This window comes from Cedecea neteri NBRC 105707 = ATCC 33855, assembly GCF_001571265.1.
Lineage (GTDB): Bacteria > Pseudomonadota > Gammaproteobacteria > Enterobacterales > Enterobacteriaceae > Cedecea > Cedecea neteri.
Map to the genome: position 1 here is coordinate 1 of NZ_BCTL01000021.1, position 19603 is coordinate 19603.

18 protein-coding genes are annotated in these 19603 nt (G+C 57.5%); 14 read left to right on the top strand and 4 right to left on the bottom strand.

Annotated elements, in window-relative coordinates:
* Window positions 1–125: 125 nt before the first annotated feature.
* Entirely contained in the window at window positions 126–509 is a 384-nt protein-coding gene (locus CNE01S_RS09695; protein ID WP_061275521.1) for a hypothetical protein, read from the bottom strand.
* Between the two features lie 4 nt (window positions 510–513).
* Complete coding sequence (locus CNE01S_RS09700; protein ID WP_061275523.1) at window positions 514–915, bottom strand: hypothetical protein; 402 nt, start codon at window positions 913–915, stop codon at window positions 514–516.
* A gap of 93 nt (window positions 916–1008) precedes the next feature.
* Between CNE01S_RS09700 and CNE01S_RS09705 the strand changes: the two genes are divergently transcribed.
* Window positions 1009–1512 carry an ESA_00282 family adhesion-associated protein gene (locus CNE01S_RS09705; RefSeq protein ID WP_061275525.1) on the top strand — a complete coding sequence of 168 codons (504 nt, stop codon included), beginning with the start codon at window positions 1009–1011 and terminating at the stop codon, window positions 1510–1512.
* A gap of 86 nt (window positions 1513–1598) precedes the next feature.
* Window positions 1599–2096: a TIGR00645 family protein gene (locus tag CNE01S_RS09710; protein ID WP_039287718.1), complete on the top strand. Its 498-nt coding sequence runs from the start codon at window positions 1599–1601 to the stop codon at window positions 2094–2096.
* A 34-nt stretch (window positions 2097–2130) separates the two neighbouring features.
* Here the strand turns inward: CNE01S_RS09710 and mgrA are convergent, their stop codons facing one another.
* Window positions 2131–3171, bottom strand: a complete 1041-nt coding sequence (gene mgrA, locus CNE01S_RS09715; RefSeq protein ID WP_061275527.1) for an L-glyceraldehyde 3-phosphate reductase — start codon at window positions 3169–3171, stop codon at window positions 2131–2133.
* 80 nt (window positions 3172–3251) lie between these two features.
* Window positions 3252–4103: a MurR/RpiR family transcriptional regulator gene (locus CNE01S_RS09720; protein ID WP_008457013.1), complete on the bottom strand. Its 852-nt coding sequence runs from the start codon at window positions 4101–4103 to the stop codon at window positions 3252–3254.
* Between the two features lie 249 nt (window positions 4104–4352).
* Between CNE01S_RS09720 and CNE01S_RS09725 the strand changes: the two genes are divergently transcribed.
* From CNE01S_RS09725 to CNE01S_RS09780, 12 genes are all read left to right on the top strand, one after another.
* A complete protein-coding gene (locus CNE01S_RS09725) occupies window positions 4353–5858 on the top strand; it encodes a CoA-acylating methylmalonate-semialdehyde dehydrogenase (protein ID WP_061275529.1) in 1506 nt (501 codons plus the stop codon).
* Between the two features lie 11 nt (window positions 5859–5869).
* Complete coding sequence (gene iolD / locus CNE01S_RS09730; protein WP_061275531.1) at window positions 5870–7798, top strand: 3D-(3,5/4)-trihydroxycyclohexane-1,2-dione acylhydrolase (decyclizing); 1929 nt, start codon at window positions 5870–5872, stop codon at window positions 7796–7798.
* Window positions 7799–8116: 318 nt separating this feature from the next.
* The gene (gene iolG / locus CNE01S_RS09735) at window positions 8117–9103 is read left to right on the top strand and encodes an inositol 2-dehydrogenase (RefSeq protein ID WP_061275533.1); all 987 of its coding nucleotides are present in this window, start codon (window positions 8117–8119) and stop codon (window positions 9101–9103) included.
* A gap of 35 nt (window positions 9104–9138) precedes the next feature.
* A complete protein-coding gene (locus CNE01S_RS09740; RefSeq protein ID WP_061275535.1) occupies window positions 9139–10068 on the top strand; it encodes a sugar ABC transporter substrate-binding protein in 930 nt (309 codons plus the stop codon).
* Between the two features lie 147 nt (window positions 10069–10215).
* On the top strand, window positions 10216–11763 hold the full coding sequence (locus tag CNE01S_RS09745) for a sugar ABC transporter ATP-binding protein (protein WP_061275537.1): 1548 nt from the start codon (window positions 10216–10218) through the stop codon (window positions 11761–11763).
* An 11-nt stretch (window positions 11764–11774) separates the two neighbouring features.
* On the top strand, window positions 11775–12803 hold the full coding sequence (locus CNE01S_RS09750; RefSeq protein WP_061275539.1) for an ABC transporter permease: 1029 nt from the start codon (window positions 11775–11777) through the stop codon (window positions 12801–12803).
* A gap of 113 nt (window positions 12804–12916) precedes the next feature.
* Window positions 12917–14050 carry a Gfo/Idh/MocA family protein gene (locus CNE01S_RS09755; RefSeq protein WP_061275541.1) on the top strand — a complete coding sequence of 378 codons (1134 nt, stop codon included), beginning with the start codon at window positions 12917–12919 and terminating at the stop codon, window positions 14048–14050.
* Window positions 14051–14059: 9 nt separating this feature from the next.
* A complete protein-coding gene (locus tag CNE01S_RS09760; protein WP_061275543.1) occupies window positions 14060–15973 on the top strand; it encodes a bifunctional 5-dehydro-2-deoxygluconokinase/5-dehydro-2-deoxyphosphogluconate aldolase in 1914 nt (637 codons plus the stop codon).
* A 10-nt stretch (window positions 15974–15983) separates the two neighbouring features.
* Window positions 15984–16874, top strand: a complete 891-nt coding sequence (iolE, locus tag CNE01S_RS09765; RefSeq protein ID WP_061275545.1) for a myo-inosose-2 dehydratase — start codon at window positions 15984–15986, stop codon at window positions 16872–16874.
* Window positions 16875–16883: 9 nt separating this feature from the next.
* Window positions 16884–17708, top strand: a complete 825-nt coding sequence (gene iolB, locus CNE01S_RS09770; protein WP_061275547.1) for a 5-deoxy-glucuronate isomerase — start codon at window positions 16884–16886, stop codon at window positions 17706–17708.
* 208 nt (window positions 17709–17916) lie between these two features.
* Window positions 17917–18444 (top strand): GNAT family N-acetyltransferase, encoded by a 528-nt coding sequence (locus tag CNE01S_RS09775; protein ID WP_061275549.1) that lies wholly within the window; start codon window positions 17917–17919, stop codon window positions 18442–18444.
* A gap of 1 nt (window position 18445) precedes the next feature.
* Window positions 18446–19600, top strand: a complete 1155-nt coding sequence (locus CNE01S_RS09780) for an amidohydrolase (RefSeq protein WP_061275551.1) — start codon at window positions 18446–18448, stop codon at window positions 19598–19600.
* Window positions 19601–19603: the final 3 nt, after the last annotated feature.

The window sequence follows — 19603 nt, forward strand, 5'->3', positions numbered from 1 at the left end:
GGACACGTTCACAGTTATCTGAGCGTGCAGGGGAAACAAATGTACGGGTGAACGGAAAAACCGCGAATCAAAAGACATCTTCCGGAAGATTTGAAAGGGAAATGTGTAGAAGAGGCAAACCCCACTCATAGAGTGGAACTCTTCCACGTCTTCTCCGCCAGACCGCGGGTTATCGACAGCGTTTGGGCCTCTTGCTCTTTCAGACGCTGATAATGCCCTTCCAGTCGCTTAAGAATTTGCTCTTTAAGCTTCGGATGGTGGCTGAGGATCTCCTCCAGCACGGCACCATACACTTCTTCCTTGGCGCGCCACGGGAAAATCTCACGGCGGTTCATCCATTTCAGGTCGATAAGCGCCGAAGTAATATCTGTGACTTCCTGCGTATTGCGGGTGATGTTTTCATTCTTAAGGCGAATCAGAATCGCTATATTTTTACTTAACGTAAATTCATGGTCTTTATTTTCATCGACGCTAATTAGTACTGGCTGTTTTTTTATTGGCTCTGCCATAGCACTACTCCTCAATTGAATAGCATAATGGCCAGGTTTTTTCCTGAGTCATTTGATTAACCCAAATTTCCTGTTCTTTGCTACTCACCCAGGCGGTTTTATCTTCGATAAGCATCTGCAAATCGGCGGCACTAATAAGTTCTTTTTCAACCAGTTCGCCAATCATGGCGTGTAAGACCTCAATCCGGACCGCGCACAGCAACCGCTCTTTAATATGACGATCGGTTTCTTCAAGCAGGCGGTTTTTGGCCTGGCCTGCGTAATGACTGCCGCTCAGGATGTTTTTTTCCAGCGTTAAAATCTTATCCTGAACGACTTCCGGCGTGTTACTATTTTCAGCTTCTGCAGGGAGCGTTGAAGGTGCAACAACAGGATAGCGCCGTGGTAAGAAGTGTTCAGGCAGCATCGAATGTGATCCTTTGAAATCGGTTCAATATTCAGGTTCAGAGATTCGCGATATGATGCCTCAATTCAAAAATAAAAAAAACAGGAGTTTCTTATGCACAGCATATTTTATTCTATTGTTACAATTTTGATTTTGTTATGCGCCGTGCTGGTTATGCGCAAAGAATTCAGTACCTCAAATAATAAGAAGAATCGTGCTTCCGGTGAAATACAACCAGCTACCTCCAGCGAAGAACGGGAAGATTATTTCGGCATGTTAATGTCAAAAATTACGCCCAGCTATTATTGGCGTATTAACAGTGAGTATATTGACTTCACTCACGCCACAATTAAAAAAATGCGTATCGATGAGCTCACGTCTCAGCCGGTTTTATTTAGTGCCCAGCGCCGCTGCAGTGATTTAAATTCGGCGGTATATAAATATTATGACAATATTAAAAAGCGCTGTGCCGAAGGTGAGCAGGTGCCATTGTCAGATATTGAAGTGCTGAACCTGCGCCAGTGTTTTAACGAGTTTAGCCGGGAAGCTTACCCTGAGCTGGTGGCGCTGGTGTGGCCGCAGTACCAACGCCCTGAGATAAACCTGAACAGCGTATGAGCCTTGTCATCCTGCGTCCGGCACTCACGCTTAAACGCTGGAATTCGCTATAATGACGCCCTTTTTATATTTCCAGACAGGACATTATGGAACGTTTTATTGAGAATGCGATGTACGCCTCGCGCTGGCTTCTGGCCCCGGTTTACTTCGGGTTATCTCTGGCCCTGCTTGCGCTGACGGTGAAGTTTTTCCAGGAGATCATTCACGTTCTGCCGAATATCTTCTCGATTGCGGAAGCTGACTTAATTCTGACCCTGCTCTCGCTGGTGGATATGGCGCTGGTCGGTGGCCTGCTGGTGATGGTGATGTTTTCCGGCTATGAGAACTTTGTCTCGACGCTGGATATTTACGAAGGCAAAGAGAAACTGAGCTGGCTGGGGAAAATGGACTCCGGCTCGCTGAAGAATAAGGTGGCGGCGTCGATCGTGGCCATCTCTTCCATCCATCTGCTGCGTATTTTTATGGACGCTAAAAACGTGCCGGACAACAAACTGATGTGGTATGTGATAATCCACCTGACGTTTGTGCTGTCGGCGTTTGTGATGGGCTATCTCGACAAGCTTTCCCGCAGCGCAAAGTATTAAATATTAAGCCCCTGTTAAATAGGGGCTTTTGCTTTTATTTATCCGACGACGCCTGCCACAAATTCAGTTCGCCATCGGCAACGTGACGGTCGATTCTCTCCAGCTCATCCGCCGTAAATTTCAGGTTATCGAGCGCCTTAACGTTCTCTTTGAGCTGCTCTGCGCGGCTTGCACCGATAAGCACTGAGGTGACCCGCTCATCTTTCAGCAGCCAGCTCAGCGCCATCTGCGCCATCGTCTGGCCTCGCTGCTGCGCCATCTCGTTGAGCAAGCGCAGGCTGCTCAGATTAGCCTCGGTCAGCATCTTTTCATTCAGCCCGCGAATTTTATTGCCCTCTACCTGCATCCTCGAACCTTCCGGGATACCGTTCAGGTATTTGCCGGTCAGCAGACCCTGAGCAAGTGGGGTAAAGGCGATACAGCCGCTGCCGTTGCGCTGCAGCGTGTCCAGCAGGCCGCTTTTATCGACCCAGCGGTTGAGCAGGTTATAGGAGGGTTGATGGATAAGCAGCGGAATCTTCCATTCTCGCAGCAGATCGGCCATTTTTTGCGTACGTTCGGAGGAGTAGGAGGAAATCCCGACGTAGAGCGCTTTACCGCTTTGCACCGCGTGTGCCAGCGCGCCGGCCGTTTCTTCCATCGGCGTTCTCTCATCCACGCGATGGGAATAGAAGATGTCGACGTACTCCAGCCCCATGCGCTTCAGGCTCTGATCCAGACTCGCCAGCAAATATTTGCGCGAGCCGCCGGAGCCGTAAGGCCCTGGCCACATGTCGTAGCCCGCTTTGGTGGCAATAATCAGCTCGTCGCGATAGCCGCTAAAATCCTGCTTCAGCAGGCGGCCAAAGTTTTCTTCCGCCGAGCCGGGAGGCGGCCCGTAGTTGTTTGCCAGATCAAAATGCGTAATGCCAAGATCGAACGCGGTGCGCAGCAGATCGCGCTGTGACTCCAGCGGGCTTACGCCGCCAAAACTGTGCCACAGGCCAAGAGAAAGGGCGGGCAGCGGCAGGCCGCTCTGGCCGCAGTAGCGATACTGCATGGATTGATAACGTGACGGGCTGGCCTCGTACGGCATGGTGTCTCCTTAGGGTAAGAGTTATTTTTTGAAACGCTGTTTTCATCTTAACCCTGCGGAGACATTCGGCAATCCGAAAATCAGGCCTCCGGCGAAAGCGCGCTGTGCGGCGTGCCCTGGTAATACGCGAGCGCCACCATCAGCGACTGCACCAGGCAAAGCGTGGCCGACTGCGAGCGGAAGGCGTCGACCTGCGCCTCTTTCACCACAAAACAGAGATCGCTAAAGGTTGCAAAGGGGCTAATTTGGCTGTCCGTGATCACTATCTGGCGAGCACCCGCCTGCGCGGCAATTTCGCTGACCATCAACGTCTCTTCGGCATACGGAGAGAAGCTTATCGACACCACAATATCTTTCGCTTTAACGCGGTTGACCTGCTCACGCAGCATGCCGCCAAGCCCGTCCAGCAGCACGGCGCGGCAATCAAGGTGACTCAGGGCATAGGTCAGATAGGCCGCCACGCTAAAGGAGCGGCGCAGGCCGACAACGTAGATCGTGTCTGCTTCGGCCAGCAGTTCAACCGCACGCTGCAGCATTTCGGGCTCGGTACGGGCGGCCAACTGCTGCAGCGCCTGAGCATTTGAGCGGGCAAATTCCTGCAAAATATCCAGCGGCGTTTCCGGCACGGCTTCGCTGCCCAGTTCGCGGAACAGCCTCGCCCGGTCAGTGTAGCTGGCCGTCTCTTCCACCAGGTTCATGCGGAACAGCTGTTTCATTTCGTTGAAGCCGCTGAAATCAAAGGCATTGGCAAAGCGGATCAGCGTCGAGGGCGGCACTTCTGCCCGCTCGGCAATGGCGGCCACGGTATCAAATGCCACGCTGTTGGTGTTATCCAGCACGTAGCGGGAAACCTGCTGCAGCCTTTTGCTCAGGCTGTCATAGCGGTCGCGGATCTGCTGCTGGAGTTCGCTCAGGGTTGTCGCCGTGGTCAATTTGCCATCCTCAAAAGTATTCGCTGAAACGTATTTAAGCGTAGTACCGGCAAAAATGAAACAGATGCACCAAAACTGGCAGGGGCTGAAACGTCACTGACGTCTCAGTCTTTGCACCTCATTCTGCGGGTTAACATAAAAACGAAGTGTTGATCACAATAATCAACATTTATTTTATTTCGACTTAAAATGGAATGTTTATTTCATATACAGTGTTCAGGAGACAACCCTAACAGCAAGAGGCCAGAGATGGAGACGGTAGCGAATTTTATCCACGGTGAATGCGTCGCGGGCGAAGGCCAGCGGGTACAGGCGATCTTCAACCCGGCGACCGGCGCACAGATCCGTCAGGTCGCGATGAGCACGGCCCGGCAGACGGAGCAGGCCATTGCCGCTGCCCAGCAGGCGTTTCCGGGCTGGGCCCGCCAGTCTCCGCTCAAGCGTGCCCGCGTGATGTTCCGCTTTAAAAGCCTGCTTGAGGAACAGATGGATGGCCTGGCGAAGCTTATCAGCGAAGAGCACGGCAAAGTCTATTCTGACGCGGTGGGCGAGTTGACTCGCGGCCTCGAAGTGGTGGAGTTCGCCTGCGGGATACCGCATCTGCAAAAGGGCGAACATTCCGCTAACGTGGGGACGGGCGTGGATAGCCACTCGCTGATGCAGCCGCTTGGCGTCTGCGCGGGCATCACGCCGTTTAACTTCCCGGCCATGGTGCCGATGTGGATGTTCCCTATCGCGCTGGCGACCGGCAATACTTTTGTTCTCAAACCATCGGAAAAAGATCCGTCGCTGTCGCTGCGGCTTGCTCAGTTGCTGAAAGAGGCCGGGCTGCCTGACGGCGTATTTAACGTGGTACAGGGCGATAAAGAAGCCGTGGACGTTCTGCTGACCGACTCAAGAGTTCAGGCCGTCAGCTTTGTGGGCTCGACGCCGATTGCCGAGTACATCTACCAGACGGCCTCTGCCCACGGCAAGCGCTGTCAGGCGCTGGGCGGGGCGAAAAACCACTGCATTTTGATGCCGGATGCCGATCTGGAGATGGCAACCAACGCCATCATGGGGGCGGCCTTTGGTGCCGCCGGGGAACGCTGCATGGCGCTTTCGGTGGTGGTGGCCGTGGGCGATGAAACCGCCGACGCGCTGTGTGCCGGGCTGGAAAAACAGCTCGCCACGCTGCGCGTTGGGCCAGGCCTTGGGCATGAACCAGAAAATGATATGGGACCGCTGATTTCCGCCCCGCACCGGGCAAAAGTGCTGGGCTATATTGATAGCGGAGAGCAGCAGGGCGCGACGCTGCGCGTGGATGGCCGGGGCCTTAAGCTGGCGGGCAATGAAGGCGGTTATTTTGTTGGCCCAACGCTGTTTGATCGCGTCACGCCTGAAATGACCATCTATAAAGAAGAAATCTTCGGCCCGGTGCTGTGCGTGGTGCGCGTGCCGGATTACGCCAGCGCGCTGGCGCTGATTAACAAACATGAATACGGCAACGGCACGGCGATTTTTACCCGTGATGGCGGCACAGCCAGGCGCTTTACCGAGGAAGTGCAGGCGGGCATGGTCGGCGTAAACGTGCCGATCCCGGTGCCGATGGCTTTCCACAGCTTCGGCGGCTGGAAGCGTTCCATCTTTGGGCCGCTTAACGTCCACGGCAGCGACGGCGTGCGTTTCTATACGCGCATGAAAACCGTCACCGCCCGCTGGCCGGACACCAGCCATCAGCAAGGCTCTGCGTTCTCGATGCCAACGCTGGGCTAAGGGGAGGAAAGATGACCACACAACGCATGACCATGGCGCAGGCGCTGGTCAGGTTTTTAAACCAGCAGTACGTTGAAATCGACGGGCAGGAGCAGCCGTTTATAGAAGGTGTAATGACCATTTTCGGGCACGGCAACGTGCTCGGTCTTGGGCAGGCGCTGGAGCAAGATCCCGGCCACCTGAAAGTGCATCAGGGCTGTAACGAGCAGGGTATGGCGCATATCGCCACTGGCTTCGCCAAACAGCACCGTCGGCAGCGGATTTATGCCGTGACCTCATCCGTGGGGCCTGGGGCTGCCAATATGGTGACCGCCGCCGCAACGGCCACCGCCAACCGCATTCCGCTGCTGCTCTTGCCCGGCGACATCTACGCCAGCCGCCAGCCGGACCCGGTGCTCCAGCAAATCGAGCAATTTCATGACCTGAGCATCAGCACCAACGACTGCTTCCGGCCGGTGTCCCGCTACTGGGACAGAATCAATCGCCCGGAGCAGCTGATGAGCGCCATGATTAGCGCCATGCGAGTACTTACTAACCCCGTGGATACCGGTGCGGTAACGATTTGCCTGCCGCAGGACGTGCAGGGGGAAGCCTGGGATTATCCGCAAAGCTTCTTCGAGAAGCGAGTACATCATATTGAAAGGCGCCCGCCGGATGAAAACCGGCTGCAGGCTGCGCTAAAGCTGATTGCCAGCAAGCGTCGCCCGCTGGTTATCTGCGGCGGCGGGGTTCGTTATTCAGGCGCGCATCAGGCATTTCAGGATTTTGTGGAGCGTTTCGGGCTGCCGTTTGCCGAAACGCAGGCCGGGAAAGGCGCAATTGTAAGCGAGCACTCACTTAATCTAGGCGGCCTCGGCGTCACCGGCGGCCTGGCGGCTAACCGGCTTGCGCCGCAGGCCGATCTGATTATTGGCGTGGGCACCCGGCTGACCGACTTTACCACCGGTTCCAAATCGCTGTTTTCACCTGAGGCCGACTTCCTGCTGCTGAACGTGGCCGAATTCGACGCCCTGAAGCTGGACGCTACGCCGCTGGTAGCCGATGCCCGGATCGGGCTTGAGCAACTGACTGCCGGCCTGCATCAGGCTAACTACCACGCTGCCTGGCAGGACGAAGCCGCTCACGCTAAAGCGGCCTGGCGCGACGAGTGCCAGCGGCTGTCGACGCGGCAATGGCAGCCGGGTGAAGCCCCGGAAGTGGCGGGCCATCTGGATGAAACATTGCAGGAATACAGCCGCGAGTTAGGCACGTCATTAACCCAAACCCGCGTGCTGGGCCTGGTGAATCAGCATATTGAAGATGACGCTATCGTGGTGGGCGCGGCGGGATCGCTGCCAGGGGATTTACAGCGTCTGTGGCAGGTAAAAACGCCGGACAGCTATCACCTCGAATACGGCTATTCGTGCATGGGCTACGAGATTGCCGCGGCGGTAGGGGCAAAGCTCGCGAAGCCGCAGCAGCCGGTGTATGCGATGGTGGGGGACGGGTCTTATCTGATGCTGCATTCTGAGCTGCAAACCGCCGTGCAGGAAGGGATAAAAATCACCATTCTGTTGTTCGATAACGCGGGGTTCGGCTGCATCAATAACCTGCAAATGGGCCACGGAATGGGCAGCTTTGGCACCGAAAACCGTCACCGTAACCCGCAAAGCGGCAGGCTGGATGGCCCGCTGGTGAAGGTTGATTTTGCCCAAAATGCCGAAAGCTACGGCTGCAAAGCCTGGCGGGTCAATAACGAGGCGGAACTGCTTGCCGCGCTGGAGGCATCTCGTCAGGCGCCGGGGCCAACGCTGCTGGATATTAAAGTGCTGCCTAAAACCATGACCCACGACTATGAAGCCTGGTGGCGCACCGGAGATGCTCAGGTTTCGCGCTCGAGCGGCGTGGCCGATGCCGCGGAACAAACCGCCGCTAAGCTTAAAAACGCCCGCCAGTACTAACCCTTTAGCATTCCGCTGGACTGTCTGGCGGAATGTTTATTTCATTTTTACTTTCTTTCCCTCTTGCCCTGCAGCATGGGTGCGCTCTCCCTCTCAAATCCCTTCCCTGTGCAGGCTTTAATTCACTCGGTGATGTGATTTTGCTAACAAAACACAGCCGATAAATTATCAAAATGTTAACCTCTGCGCAAAAATGAAACTTTCACTCTGCATTAAAATGAAATAAATGTTTTATTTAAGGCGTCGTTATTCAGCTGCATGTGAAAGCCGGAAGACCCGGCTCATGACCCTAATGCAACACCACTTTCGGGAGCCGCCATGTTTAACATTGCTTTACTGGGCGCGGGCCGTATCGGCCAAATCCACGCCGCCAATATTGCCGCCCATCCCCATTCCACCCTCTGGTCCGTTGTCGATCCTAATGCAGAAAACGCCGCGCGCATTGCCGAAAAATACCAGGCGCGCCAGCAGAGCGTTGCCCAGGCGATGAGCGACCCGGAGGTTCATGCGGTGCTGATCGCCTCGGCGACCGACACTCACGCTGACCTGATTGAGCTTGCCGCCAAACATGGCAAAGCAATCTTCTGCGAAAAGCCGGTGCATTTGGATCTGGCCCGTGTGCGCGACTGCCTGAAAGTGGTGAAAGCACATAATGTGCCGCTGTTTATCGGCTTTAACCGTCGCTTCGATCCGCAGTTCCGCAAACTGAAAAACGAAGCGCTGCAGGGGCGCATCGGCACGCCGGAATCGCTGGTGATTATCTCCCGCGATCCATCGCCGCCGCCGGCTGAATATGTGCGTGTCTCCGGCGGCATGTTCCGCGACATGACCATTCATGACTTTGATATGGCCCGCTTCATCATGGGCGAAGAACCCGTTTCTGTGTACGCCCAGGGCAGCAACCTGGTTGACCCGGCGATTGGCGAAGCGGGCGACATCGATACCGCTTTTATCGTCCTGAAATATGCCTCCGGAGCGCTGGCGACCATCGTCAACAGCCGCCGCTCGGCCTATGGCTACGACCAGCGCCTGGAGCTGCATGGCGCTAAGGGCCTGCTGACTGCCGGCAATATCCTGGAAAACCAGGTTCAATTCTTCGGCGACGGCGGGAACACCAGCGCGTTGCCAGAACACTTCTTCCTCCAGCGCTACAAAGATGCCTACGCCGCCGAATGGCAGCACTTTGTTGCCGTCCTGCGCGGTGAGGCCAAACCCGAGTGCAGCGGCGACGACGGTGAACGTGCCCTGTACCTGGCCGACAAGGCGCTGGAGTCACTGCGTAGCCAGCGCGAAGTTGCTTTGTAACCTCCGAAGACCCTACACATAGAAGAGAGATAACAATGAAAAAGCTGATCCTCGCCGCCCTCATCGCCCTGACCACGGCTCCGGCGCTGGCCGAAAACGAACAGATTGTTTTTAGCACCCCAAACCTCGCGATGCCGTTTGAAGTGCATATGCAGCGCACCGCCGTGCAGGCCGCCAAAGAGATGGGCGTTAAGCTGCAAGTGCTCGACAGCCAGGGCAGCTCTCCTAAGCAGGTTGCCGACCTGGAAAACGCCATTACCCGTGGCGCTCAGGGATTTATCGTCTCTCCTAATGACGTTAACGCCGTGTCGAGCGCGGTAGGGGAAATTCAGGATGCCAGGCTGCCGGTGGTGACGCTCGACCGCTCGGTCGCCAGCGACAAGCCGGTGCCGCATTTCGGCGCCAATAACTACAAAGGCGGCCAGGCGGTGGCGGACTTTGTGAAGGCCAAATTCCCTGACGGCGCGGACATCGTGCTGCTGACCGGCCAGCCGGGCTCTTCCTCAAATATCGAACGCACCAAAGGGATCCGTGACGGCCTGAAAGCCGGGGGCGCTAAATACAAGATCGTCGCCGATCAGACCGGGAACTGGATGCGTTCTGAAGGTATGCGCATCGTTGAAAGCGTGCTGCCGTCGCTGCCGAAAAAACCTCAGGTCATTCTTTCCGCCAACGACGATATGGCGCTCGGCGCAATTGAAGCGCTGCAGGGGCAGGGCATGAAGCCGGGTGAAGTGCTGGTCACAGGTTTTGACGCGGTGCCGGAAGCGCTGGCCCGTGTGCGCGATGGCTGGCTGGCGGCAACGGCGGATCAGCGTCCAGGCTTTGCGGTGAAAACGGCGATGAGCCAGCTGGTGGCCAACATTCGCGAGAAGAAGGCGATCACCGGGGCAGATTACGCGCCAACGATGATCACCAAAGATAACCTGGATCAAGCAGAACGTATCGGCGAAGCAGGCAAATAATATCCGTCATCTTTCAAGCTGCAGCGGTGTTGGCTGCCTTCCCGCACCCCGGTCACATAGTTAGCTATGCTCCCGGGGATGCCCTCAGTTGCCGCCGTGCTGCAGCTTGAAATCTATAGGATATTCGCTGAAATGAGGAGCAGTCTGATGTCGCAACCTTTACTGAAAGTGACCGACCTGGCGAAAAGTTTCTCCGGCGTGTGGGCGCTGAGCAGCGCGCAGCTCAGCGTCGGGCAGGGGGAGATTCACGCCCTGCTGGGAGAGAACGGCGCGGGAAAATCCACGCTGCTGAAGGCGCTGGCCGGAGCACAGCCGCAAACGCGCGGCGAGATCTGGTTTAACGGCGAAACGCTGCCCGTAGATGACTCGCCGGTGGAGCGTCAGAACAAAGGCATTATCACTATCTATCAAGAATTTAACCTGCTGCCCAATATGACGGTGGCGGAAAACATGTTTCTTGGCCGCGAGCCGCGTCGCCGTAACCTGATCGTCGACAGCAAGGCGGTGAACCAGGAAGCGCAGGTCATTCTGGATTATTTGCAGCTTAACGTAGCGCCGACGACCGCCGTGGCCCGCCTGAGCGTCGCCCAGCAGCAGATGGTTGAGATTGCCAGAGCGCTGACGCTGAACGCCCGGCTGATCATTATGGATGAGCCTTCCGCAGCCCTGAGCGACAGCGAAGTTGAGAGCCTGCACCGCGTGGTGCGCGAGCTTAAAGGCCGTGGCGTCAGCATTATTTATGTCACCCATCGCCTGCACGAAGTCTTCCAGCTTTGTGACCGTTTCACCGTGTTCCAGGATGGCCGCTATACCGGTTCCGGCGACGTGGCGGGCACCAACGTGGAGCAAATTATTCGCCTGATGGTCGGCCGCGATGTGGTGTTTAACCGCCGCGATGCTAGCCTCACGCACCATGCTGACAAGCCTATCCGCCTGGCGGTGAAGGGGCTAAGCCGCGAAAAACCGCCGCTCGATCCTCACGGCATTGCATTGAAAGATATTAGTTTTCACGTGCACGCCGGAGAAGTGTTAGGCATTGCCGGGCTGGTGGGCGCCGGGCGCACCGAAGTCGCACGCTGCCTGTTTGGCGCAGACAAATTCACCACCGGCAGCTTTGAGCTGGACGGTAAACCCTATCAGCCGCAAAACCCGATGCACGCATTGGAGCAGGGGATCGCGCTGGTGCCGGAGGATCGTAAAAAAGAGGGCGCGGTGCTGGGCCTGTCGATCCGCGACAACCTGTCTTTGTCCAGCCTCTCGTCGCTGCTGACCTGGCGCTATTTCGTTAGCCCACGCAAAGAGGACGCGCTGATCGAGTCCTATCGGCAGGCGCTGCAAATCAAAATGGTTAACGCCGAGCAGGAGGTGCGCAAGCTCTCCGGCGGTAATCAGCAAAAAGTGATCCTGGCGCGCTGTATGGCGTTGAATCCACGGGTGCTGATCGTCGATGAGCCGACCCGCGGCATTGACGTAGGAACTAAATCGGAAGTGCATCAGGTGCTGTTTGATATGGCTAAGCGAGGCGTGGCAGTGATCGTTATCTCTTCCGACCTGCCGGAGATTCTCGCGGTGTCGGATCGGATAATCACCCTCAGCGAAGGGCGGGTGACCGGCGAACTGCACGGCGATGAAGCCAACGAAGAACGGCTGATGACCCTGATGGCCATCAACCATAGCGCCTTAAGCGCCGCATAACGGGGGAGCCCATGACGCAGATGATTACCAAAAGCCAGACTCCGGCAAAAAGCGCTTCGCGCTTCGATCCGATCGCTTTCTTCGAGCGCTTCGGGGTGCTGATCTTCATGTTCCTGCTGCTGATCTTCTTTCAGTCGCAGAACAGCAACTTCCTGTCCGAACGTAATATTTTCAACATCCTGACCGAGGTTTCCATTTACGGGATCATCGCGGTGGGCATGACCTTTGTCATTCTTACTGCGGGTATCGATCTGTCGGTGGGTTCGATCCTGGCCGTGTGCGCGATGACCGCATCCTACGTGATCAAGGGCGACAACTTTACCACCGTCGATCCCAACGCCTGGGGCGGCTTTAGCTGGCTGCTGGGGCTGGGGATCTGCCTGGCTATCGGCACGCTGATAGGCTTCCTGCACGGCCTGGGCGTCACTCGTCTGCGCCTGCCGCCGTTCATCGTCACGCTGGGCGGGATGACCATCTGGCGCGGCCTGACGCTGGTGATCAACGACGGCGCGCCCATCGCCGGGTTTGATGCGGGCTACCGCTGGTGGGGACGCGGAGAAATGCTCGGTATCTCCATTCCTATCTGGATCTTCGCCATTGTCTCGATTCTGGGGTATCTGGCGCTGCATAAAACCCGCTGGGGACGCTTCGTCTATGCCATCGGCGGCAACCCGGAAGCGGCTCGTCTCGCCGGGGTCAACGTTAAGCGCGTGCTGGTCAGCGTGTATGTCGTTATCGGCTGCCTCGCAGGGCTGGCGGGCTTTGTGCTCAGCGCCCGGTTGGGCAGCGCTGAAGCTGTGGCGGGGATCTCCTTTGAACTGCGGGTGATCGCCTCGGTGGTGATCGGCGGCACGTCCCTGATGGGTGGCTACGGGCGGATCAGCGGCACGATCATCGGCGCCATCATTATGGGGATCCTGATTAACGGCCTGGTGCTAATGAACGTCTCGGCCTACTACCAGCAGATCATTACCGGGCTGATTATCGTGCTGGCGGTGGCGTTTGATACCTACGCCAAGAACCGTCGCGGCGCGCTGTAAGGATTGCCCCTCAGCCTAACCCTCTTCCCAGAGGAATCTGCTTTCCCCCTCTCCCTTTCAGGGAGAGGGCCGGGGTGAGGGTAAAGGGCAGGTTACGACTTCAGGAACAACACATGAAAAAGGTCAGAATTGGTTTAATCGGCACCGGCTACATCGGCAAAGCCCATGCAATAGCGTACGCGCAGGCGCCGACGGTCTTTGATCTGCAGGGCGAACTGGTCCGTGAAATGGTAGCGGAAGTCACGCCCGAACTGGCGGCGAAGCGCGCTGCGGCGTTTGGCTTTAATCGTTCCACCGGCGACTGGCGCGAGCTGGTGGCTGACCCAAATATCGATGTGGTGGACATCTGCTCCCCAAACCACCTGCATAAAGAGATGGCGCTGGAGGCGATTCGCCACGGCAAGCACGTCTATTCGGAGAAGCCGTTGGCGCTCAACGCCCGCGATGCCCGGCTGATGGTAGATGCCGCCGATCTGGCTGGCGTGAAGACATTGGTCGGCTTCAACTACATGAAGAACCCGACCGCGCAGCTGGCCAGGCAGATCATCGAACGCGGTGAGATCGGCGAAGTGATCCACTTTTACGGCACCCATAACGAAGACTACATGGCCGATCCGTTTTCGCCGATCCACTGGCACTGCTTCAAAGAAACCGCGGGGCTTGGCGCGCTGGGGGATCTGGCGGCGCACATCGTCAACATGGCGCAGTACCTGGTGGGCGATATTCGCGAAGTCTGCGGTGACCTGAAAATTGTGGTGCCGCAACGCCCGGCTTCGGCAGGCAGCAGCGAAATGATCGCCGTGGAAAACGAGGATCAGGCTCACGCGATGGTGCGTTTTGAAGGTGGCGCTCAGGGCGTGATCGAAACGTCACGCGTCGCCAGCGGCAGAAAAATGGGGCTGACCTGGACGATCACCGGCACGAAAGGGGCGCTGAGCTTTACCCAGGAGCGAATGGCGGAGCTGAAGCTTTATCTGCAAAGCGACCCCGAAGGCCGCCAGGGGTTCCGCACGCTGCTGGTTGGCCCGGCCCACCCGGATTACGGCTCGTTCTGTATGGGCGCGGGACACGGCATCGGTTTTAACGATCAAAAAACGGTGGAGGTGCGCGATCTGATCGACGGCATTGCCGCTGATAAGCCGATGTGGCCGGATTTTGAAGAGGGCTGGAAGGTGTCGCGCATTCTCGATGCTATCGCCCTGTCTCACCAGCAGGGGCGCTGGGTCAACGTATCTGACATTGTCTGAGGACGAAGTATGAAAGAAAAGCAGTTGGATCTGATTTGCATGGGGCGGGTCGCGGTAGATCTTTACAGCCAGCAGATTGGCGCGCGGCTGGAAGATGCCAGCAGCTTCGCCCGCTATCTTGGCGGCTCGTCCGGCAATGTCGCCTATGGCACCGCACGCCAGGGGCTGAAATCTTCCATGCTGGCGCGCGTTGGCGACGAGCATATGGGGCGCTTTCTGCGCGAAGAGCTTAGCCAGGTCGGCTGCGACACCAGCCATTTAATCACCGACAAAGATCGGCTGACGGCGCTGGTGCTGCTGGGGATCAAAGATCGCGACACTTTTCCGCTGATTTTTTACCGCGACAACTGCGCCGATATGGCAATTACGGCGGACGATTTCAGCGAGGAGTACATTGCTTCTGCTCGCTGCCTGGCGATTACCGGCACGCACCTTTCAAACCCACGTACCCGCGAGGCGGTGCTGACCGCGCTGAGCTATGCCCGCCGGAACGATGTGCGCACCGTGCTGGATATCGATTACCGCCCTGTTTTGTGGGGACTGACGTCTCTCGGCGACGGCGAAACGCGCTTTGTTGAAGCCGATCAAGTGACAAAACAGCTGCAATCCGTTTTGCATCTTTTTGACGTCATCGTCGGCACCGAAGAAGAATTTCACATTGCCGGTGGATCAACCGACACGCTGGCGGCGCTGAAAAAAGTGCGGCAGAACACCGAAGCAACGCTGGTCTGCAAGCGCGGGGCGCAAGGTTGTTCCGTATTCCTCGGGCTGATTCCCGATTCGCTGGACGGCGGGATCAACGTCAGCGGCGTGCGTGTGGAAGTGCTCAACGTGCTGGGGGCGGGGGACGCGTTTATGTCCGGGCTGCTGCGCGGATACCTTAATGACGAAGGCTGGGAGCAGGCCTGCCGCTACGCCAATGCCTGCGGGGCGCTGGTGGTTTCACGCCACGGCTGCGCCCCGGCGATGCCGAGCAAAATCGAACTGGATGATTACCTTTCGCGTGAACATACGGTTCCTCGCCCGGATCTCGACGCGCGCCTGAACCACCTGCACCGCGTCACGACTCGCCGCCGCCAGTGGCCGGAACTCTGCGTGATGGCGTTCGATCACCGCAGCCAACTGGAAGAGATGGCGCTCAAAAGCGGGGCGGATTTACGTCGTATTCCAGTTTTGAAACAGCTGATTTTGCAGGCCAGCCGTGATGCCGCTCAGCGTGCCGAACTGGAGGGCAAGGCCGGGCTGCTGTGCGATGGCACCTTCGGGCAAGACGCGCTGAACTCGATCACCGGTGAAGGCTGGTGGATTGGCCGTCCGATTGAACTCCCAGGCTCACGCCCGCTGGAAATGGAGCACGGCAACATCGGCTCGCAGCTGATTAGCTGGCCGCAGGAACACATCGTCAAGTGCCTGGTCTTTTTCCACCCGGAAGACGCCCATGCTTTGCGCCTCGAGCAGGAGCAGAAGATTGCGGAAGTGTACCGCGCCTGCTGCCAGTCGGGTCACGAGCTGCTGCTGGAAGTTATCTTGCCGGCGAATATGCCGCGCAGCGACGAGCTTTATCTCAGAGCCGTTTCCCGCTTCTACAACCTTGGTATTTACCCGGATTGGTGGAAGCTTCCGCCGCTGAGCAGCGCTGGCTGGGCCGCACTGAGCGAGCTGGTTGAGAAGCGCGATCCCCACTGCCGCGGCGTGGTGATCCTCGGCCTGGATGCGCCGGTCGAGGTGCTGCGTGAGGGTTTCAATGCGGCCGCAAATTACCCGATTGTGAAAGGTTTTGCGGTAGGGCGCACGCTGTTTGGCGAAGCCTCGCAGGCCTGGCTAAAACGCGATATCGACGATGCGCAGCTGGTGGCACGCATCCGTGACAATTACCTGCGGCTGATCGCCCTGTGGCGCGAGCGCGGCCAGCATAAACACTAAGGAGAGCATTATGACCGTGCATTTAGGCATTAACCCCCTGACCTGGACCAATGACGATCTGCCTTCTTTGGGCGCCGACACGCCGCTGGATACCTGCCTGAGCGAGGGCAAAGAGGCCGGGTTTGAAGGTTTTGAGCTAGGGAATAAATTCCCGCGAGAGGCCGGCGTGCTGGGGCCGATTCTCGATAAGCATGATTTGAAGCTGGTTTCCGGCTGGTATTCCGGCCGCTTGCTTGAGCGCTCCGTGGAGCAGGAAATTGAAGCCGTGCAGCCGCATCTGACGTTGCTCCGCGAGCTGGGTGCGAAGGTGCTGGTCTTTGCCGAGGTAACTCACTGTATTCACGGGGAGCAACAAACCCCGGTGCATTTACGGCCTCGTTTCCCGGCAGATCGCTGGCAGGAATACGGCGAAAAGCTTACCGCCTTCGCCCGTTATACCCAGCAGCAGGGCGTGCAAATTGCCTATCATCACCATATGGGTACGGTTATCGAGAGCGCAGACGACGTTAATAATTTGATGCTTCACACCGGGCCGGAAGTCGGGTTGCTGCTGGATACGGGGCACCTGACCTTTGCGGGAGCCGATCCTCTGGCCGTGGCCGAGCGCTGGATTTCACGCATTAATCATGTGCATTGCAAAGACGTGCGCGCTGGCGTGCTGGCGGACGTGAAAAACCGCAAAACCAGCTTCCTGGATGCGGTGCTCAGCGGCGTGTTTACCGTGCCAGGCGACGGCTGCGTGAACTATCCGCCGATTATGGCGCTGTTGAAAAAGCAGGGCTATCAGGGCTGGCTGGTTGTTGAAGCCGAGCAGGATCCTGCGGTGGCGCACCCGATGACCTACGCGCGGCTGGGCTACGCTAACCTGAGCCGCTTCGCTCGTGAAGCCGGGCTGATTTAAGGAGGGAGCATGGCCGAATTACTTTCCCGCTGGCAGCAGCCGGACTCGCAGGGTAAAACGCAGCATGTTACGCCGGAAAATGCGGGCTGGGGATACGTGGGATTTGCTGCTTATCAGCTTCAGGAAGGGCAGGTTCTGGAACTGCCCGCCGTGGAGGAAGAGCGTTGTCTGGTGCTGGTCGCGGGGCGTGCGACGGTGGACACGCCGCTCGCTCGCTTCCCTGAAATCGGCGACCGCATGAGCCCGTTTGAGCGCCGTAAACCCTGGGCCGTGTACGTGACGTCCGGTGAGGCGGTCAAGGTTCAGGCACTCACCGCGCTCGAGCTGGCCGTTTGCTCCGCGCCAGGCAAAGGGACTTATGCCACGCGACTGATTGCCCCGCAGGATATTGATGCCGAAGCCCGAGGCAAAGGCCACAACCAGCGCTATGTTCACAACATTTTGCCCGAGGATAAGCCCGCCGACAGCCTGCTGGTGGTGGAGGTGTATACCAATGAGGGCTGCACCAGTTCGTACCCAAGCCACAAGCACGACGTTGATAATCCGCCCCACGAGACCTATCTCGAAGAGACCTATTATCACCGGCTCAACCCGCCGCAGGGCTTCTGCATGCAGCGCGTTTATACCGACGATCGGGCGCTCGACGAGTGTATGGCGGTGTACGACAAAGACGTTGTGAAAGTGCCGAAAGGCTACCATCCGGTGGCGACGATGGCCGGGTACGACAGCTACTACCTGAACGTGATGGCAGGGCCGGTGCGTAAATGGATGTTTAGCTGGGAGAAAGATCACGCCTGGATCAACGGCAGCGAGTACGGCGCTCAGCAGAAGTAGCAGACATAATGCTAATCAAGGCTGCCCAATGAGGCGGCCTTTTTCTTTGGGGTACCGCCTGAGATATATAGCTTTTGGCGCTGGCATATAGCGTTACATTATCACCGGCTCTTATCTGGAATGTTATTTTAGCCGTATCTGGCCCAGAGACAGTGACTGCCGATAGCGTCACCTGTTTCCCCCTAAAAGATGTTCCGGAGTCAAGGTTATGAGCGACAGCTTTCGTCAGTTAACCGCTGAAGATACCGCGATTTATTATCCACTGGTGCATGAGGCGTATGCTTCCGCGCGCGAGCTGGGCATTAAGTTCGATGCCGCCAGCGCCGATGCGGAAAAAATGCAGGCCCACATCAATAGCCACGCCGTTTATGGCATGTTCCGCGACGGCGAGCTTATCGCTTCGGTCACGCTCCGCTACCCGTGGGGGCCGCTGCCGGGCCCGTTTGGCCTGCCGCACATCGGCTGGTTTGCTACGGCTCCGCGCCTCAGAGGGCAGCGCCTTGGGGCTCAGCTACTCGACTGGCTTGAACAGGCCGTATTACACCGGGAGCTGCGTGCGCCCGCGTATTCACTGGGCACCGCCGAGAGCCATCCCTGGCTGATTCAGCTCTACCGCTCGCTGGGGTTTGAAAAAGTCAGCACCAAAGATCTCGGCAAAGGCCATATCACCGTTTATATGCAGAAAACCATTAGCCCCAGACAGCCCGCTTTCGAGCGATGTTTCAGGAGGACATAAGATGAAAGAGCTTCTCGCCGAACACCGGCCACTGGCCGAACAGATTCAGGCTTTCCGCCACGATATGCACCGCTTCCCCGAGTTATCCAATCAGGAATTCGAAACCACTAAAAAAATTCGGGTGGCTCTCAGCGAGGCCGGGATTCGCGTGCTCGATCTGCCGTTAAAAACCGGCCTGGTTGCTGAAGTCGGCGGCTTTCAGCCAGGGCCGCTGGTGGTGCTGCGTTCGGACATTGACGCGCTGCCTATTGAAGAAGAGTCCGGCGTGGCGTTCAGTTCGCAGCACAAAGGCGTGATGCATGCCTGTGGACACGATTTTCATACTTCAGCCGCATTAGGGGCAGCCATTTTGCTGCGCCAGCAGGAGGAGCGCCTGCCCGGGAGAGTTCGAATTCTTTTCCAGGCGGCGGAAGAAACGGGCCTTGGTGCCCCGGATCTGATCGCCACTGGCGCCCTGGATGACGCGGCGGTTATCTTTGGCATTCATAACGATCCCACCCTGCCGGTGGGCGTGCTGGGAGGCAAAGACGGGGCGTTAACGGCGGGCGTCGATCGTTTCGAAATTAAGATCGCCGCCAAAGGTGCTCACGCCGCCAAACCTCATGAAGGTAACGATCCGATCGTGATAGTCAGCCAGATAGTGACTGCGGCGCAGACGCTGATCAGCCGTAATCTGCCGTCCGAACAGAATGCAGTTGTTTCTATCACCCAGATCCACAGCGGCAGCACCTGGAACGTTATTCCTGACACCGCGTATATGGAAGGTACGGTGCGCACCTTCAACGCGCAGGCGCGCGAACTGATTGAAAAGCGTTTCCGTGCTTTGCTGAACGGTCTGGCGGTGGCGTTTGACGCCCAAATTGAGTTTCTGTGGCACGCGGGGCCGCCTTCGGTGGTCAACACGCCTGAATGGGTAGCGTTTGCCCTGGAGCAGGCGAATGAGGTGGGTTTTGAGGCTCGACGGGTTGAAGCGAGCCCCATCGGGGAAGATTTTTCGTTCTATCAGCAGAAGGTGCCGGGCACTTTCATGATGGTCGGCTCCGGCGGGCCCTGGGCGCTGCACCACCCTAAATTCAGGGTGGATGACAAAGCGCTATTCCCGACCGCGCAGTATCTGGCGCAGCTGGCGGTGAAGGCGCTGGAAAAACTGTCTTAGCTT

Coding starts and splice junctions, on each gene's coding strand:
- CNE01S_RS09760 (WP_061275543.1), top strand. CDS start 14,060: ATGAAAGAAAAGCAGTTGGATCTGATTTGCATGGGGCGGGTCGCGGTA.
- CNE01S_RS09740 (WP_061275535.1), top strand. CDS start 9,139: ATGAAAAAGCTGATCCTCGCCGCCCTCATCGCCCTGACCACGGCTCCG.
- CNE01S_RS09755 (WP_061275541.1), top strand. CDS start 12,917: ATGAAAAAGGTCAGAATTGGTTTAATCGGCACCGGCTACATCGGCAAA.
- iolB (WP_061275547.1), top strand. CDS start 16,884: ATGGCCGAATTACTTTCCCGCTGGCAGCAGCCGGACTCGCAGGGTAAA.
- CNE01S_RS09745 (WP_061275537.1), top strand. CDS start 10,216: ATGTCGCAACCTTTACTGAAAGTGACCGACCTGGCGAAAAGTTTCTCC.
- CNE01S_RS09780 (WP_061275551.1), top strand. CDS start 18,446: ATGAAAGAGCTTCTCGCCGAACACCGGCCACTGGCCGAACAGATTCAG.
- mgrA (WP_061275527.1), bottom strand. CDS start 3,171: ATGCCGTACGAGGCCAGCCCGTCACGTTATCAATCCATGCAGTATCGC.
- CNE01S_RS09750 (WP_061275539.1), top strand. CDS start 11,775: ATGACGCAGATGATTACCAAAAGCCAGACTCCGGCAAAAAGCGCTTCG.
- iolD (WP_061275531.1), top strand. CDS start 5,870: ATGACCACACAACGCATGACCATGGCGCAGGCGCTGGTCAGGTTTTTA.
- iolG (WP_061275533.1), top strand. CDS start 8,117: ATGTTTAACATTGCTTTACTGGGCGCGGGCCGTATCGGCCAAATCCAC.
- CNE01S_RS09725 (WP_061275529.1), top strand. CDS start 4,353: ATGGAGACGGTAGCGAATTTTATCCACGGTGAATGCGTCGCGGGCGAA.
- CNE01S_RS09710 (WP_039287718.1), top strand. CDS start 1,599: ATGGAACGTTTTATTGAGAATGCGATGTACGCCTCGCGCTGGCTTCTG.
- CNE01S_RS09775 (WP_061275549.1), top strand. CDS start 17,917: ATGAGCGACAGCTTTCGTCAGTTAACCGCTGAAGATACCGCGATTTAT.
- CNE01S_RS09695 (WP_061275521.1), bottom strand. CDS start 509: ATGGCAGAGCCAATAAAAAAACAGCCAGTACTAATTAGCGTCGATGAA.
- CNE01S_RS09705 (WP_061275525.1), top strand. CDS start 1,009: ATGCACAGCATATTTTATTCTATTGTTACAATTTTGATTTTGTTATGC.
- iolE (WP_061275545.1), top strand. CDS start 15,984: ATGACCGTGCATTTAGGCATTAACCCCCTGACCTGGACCAATGACGAT.
- CNE01S_RS09700 (WP_061275523.1), bottom strand. CDS start 915: ATGCTGCCTGAACACTTCTTACCACGGCGCTATCCTGTTGTTGCACCT.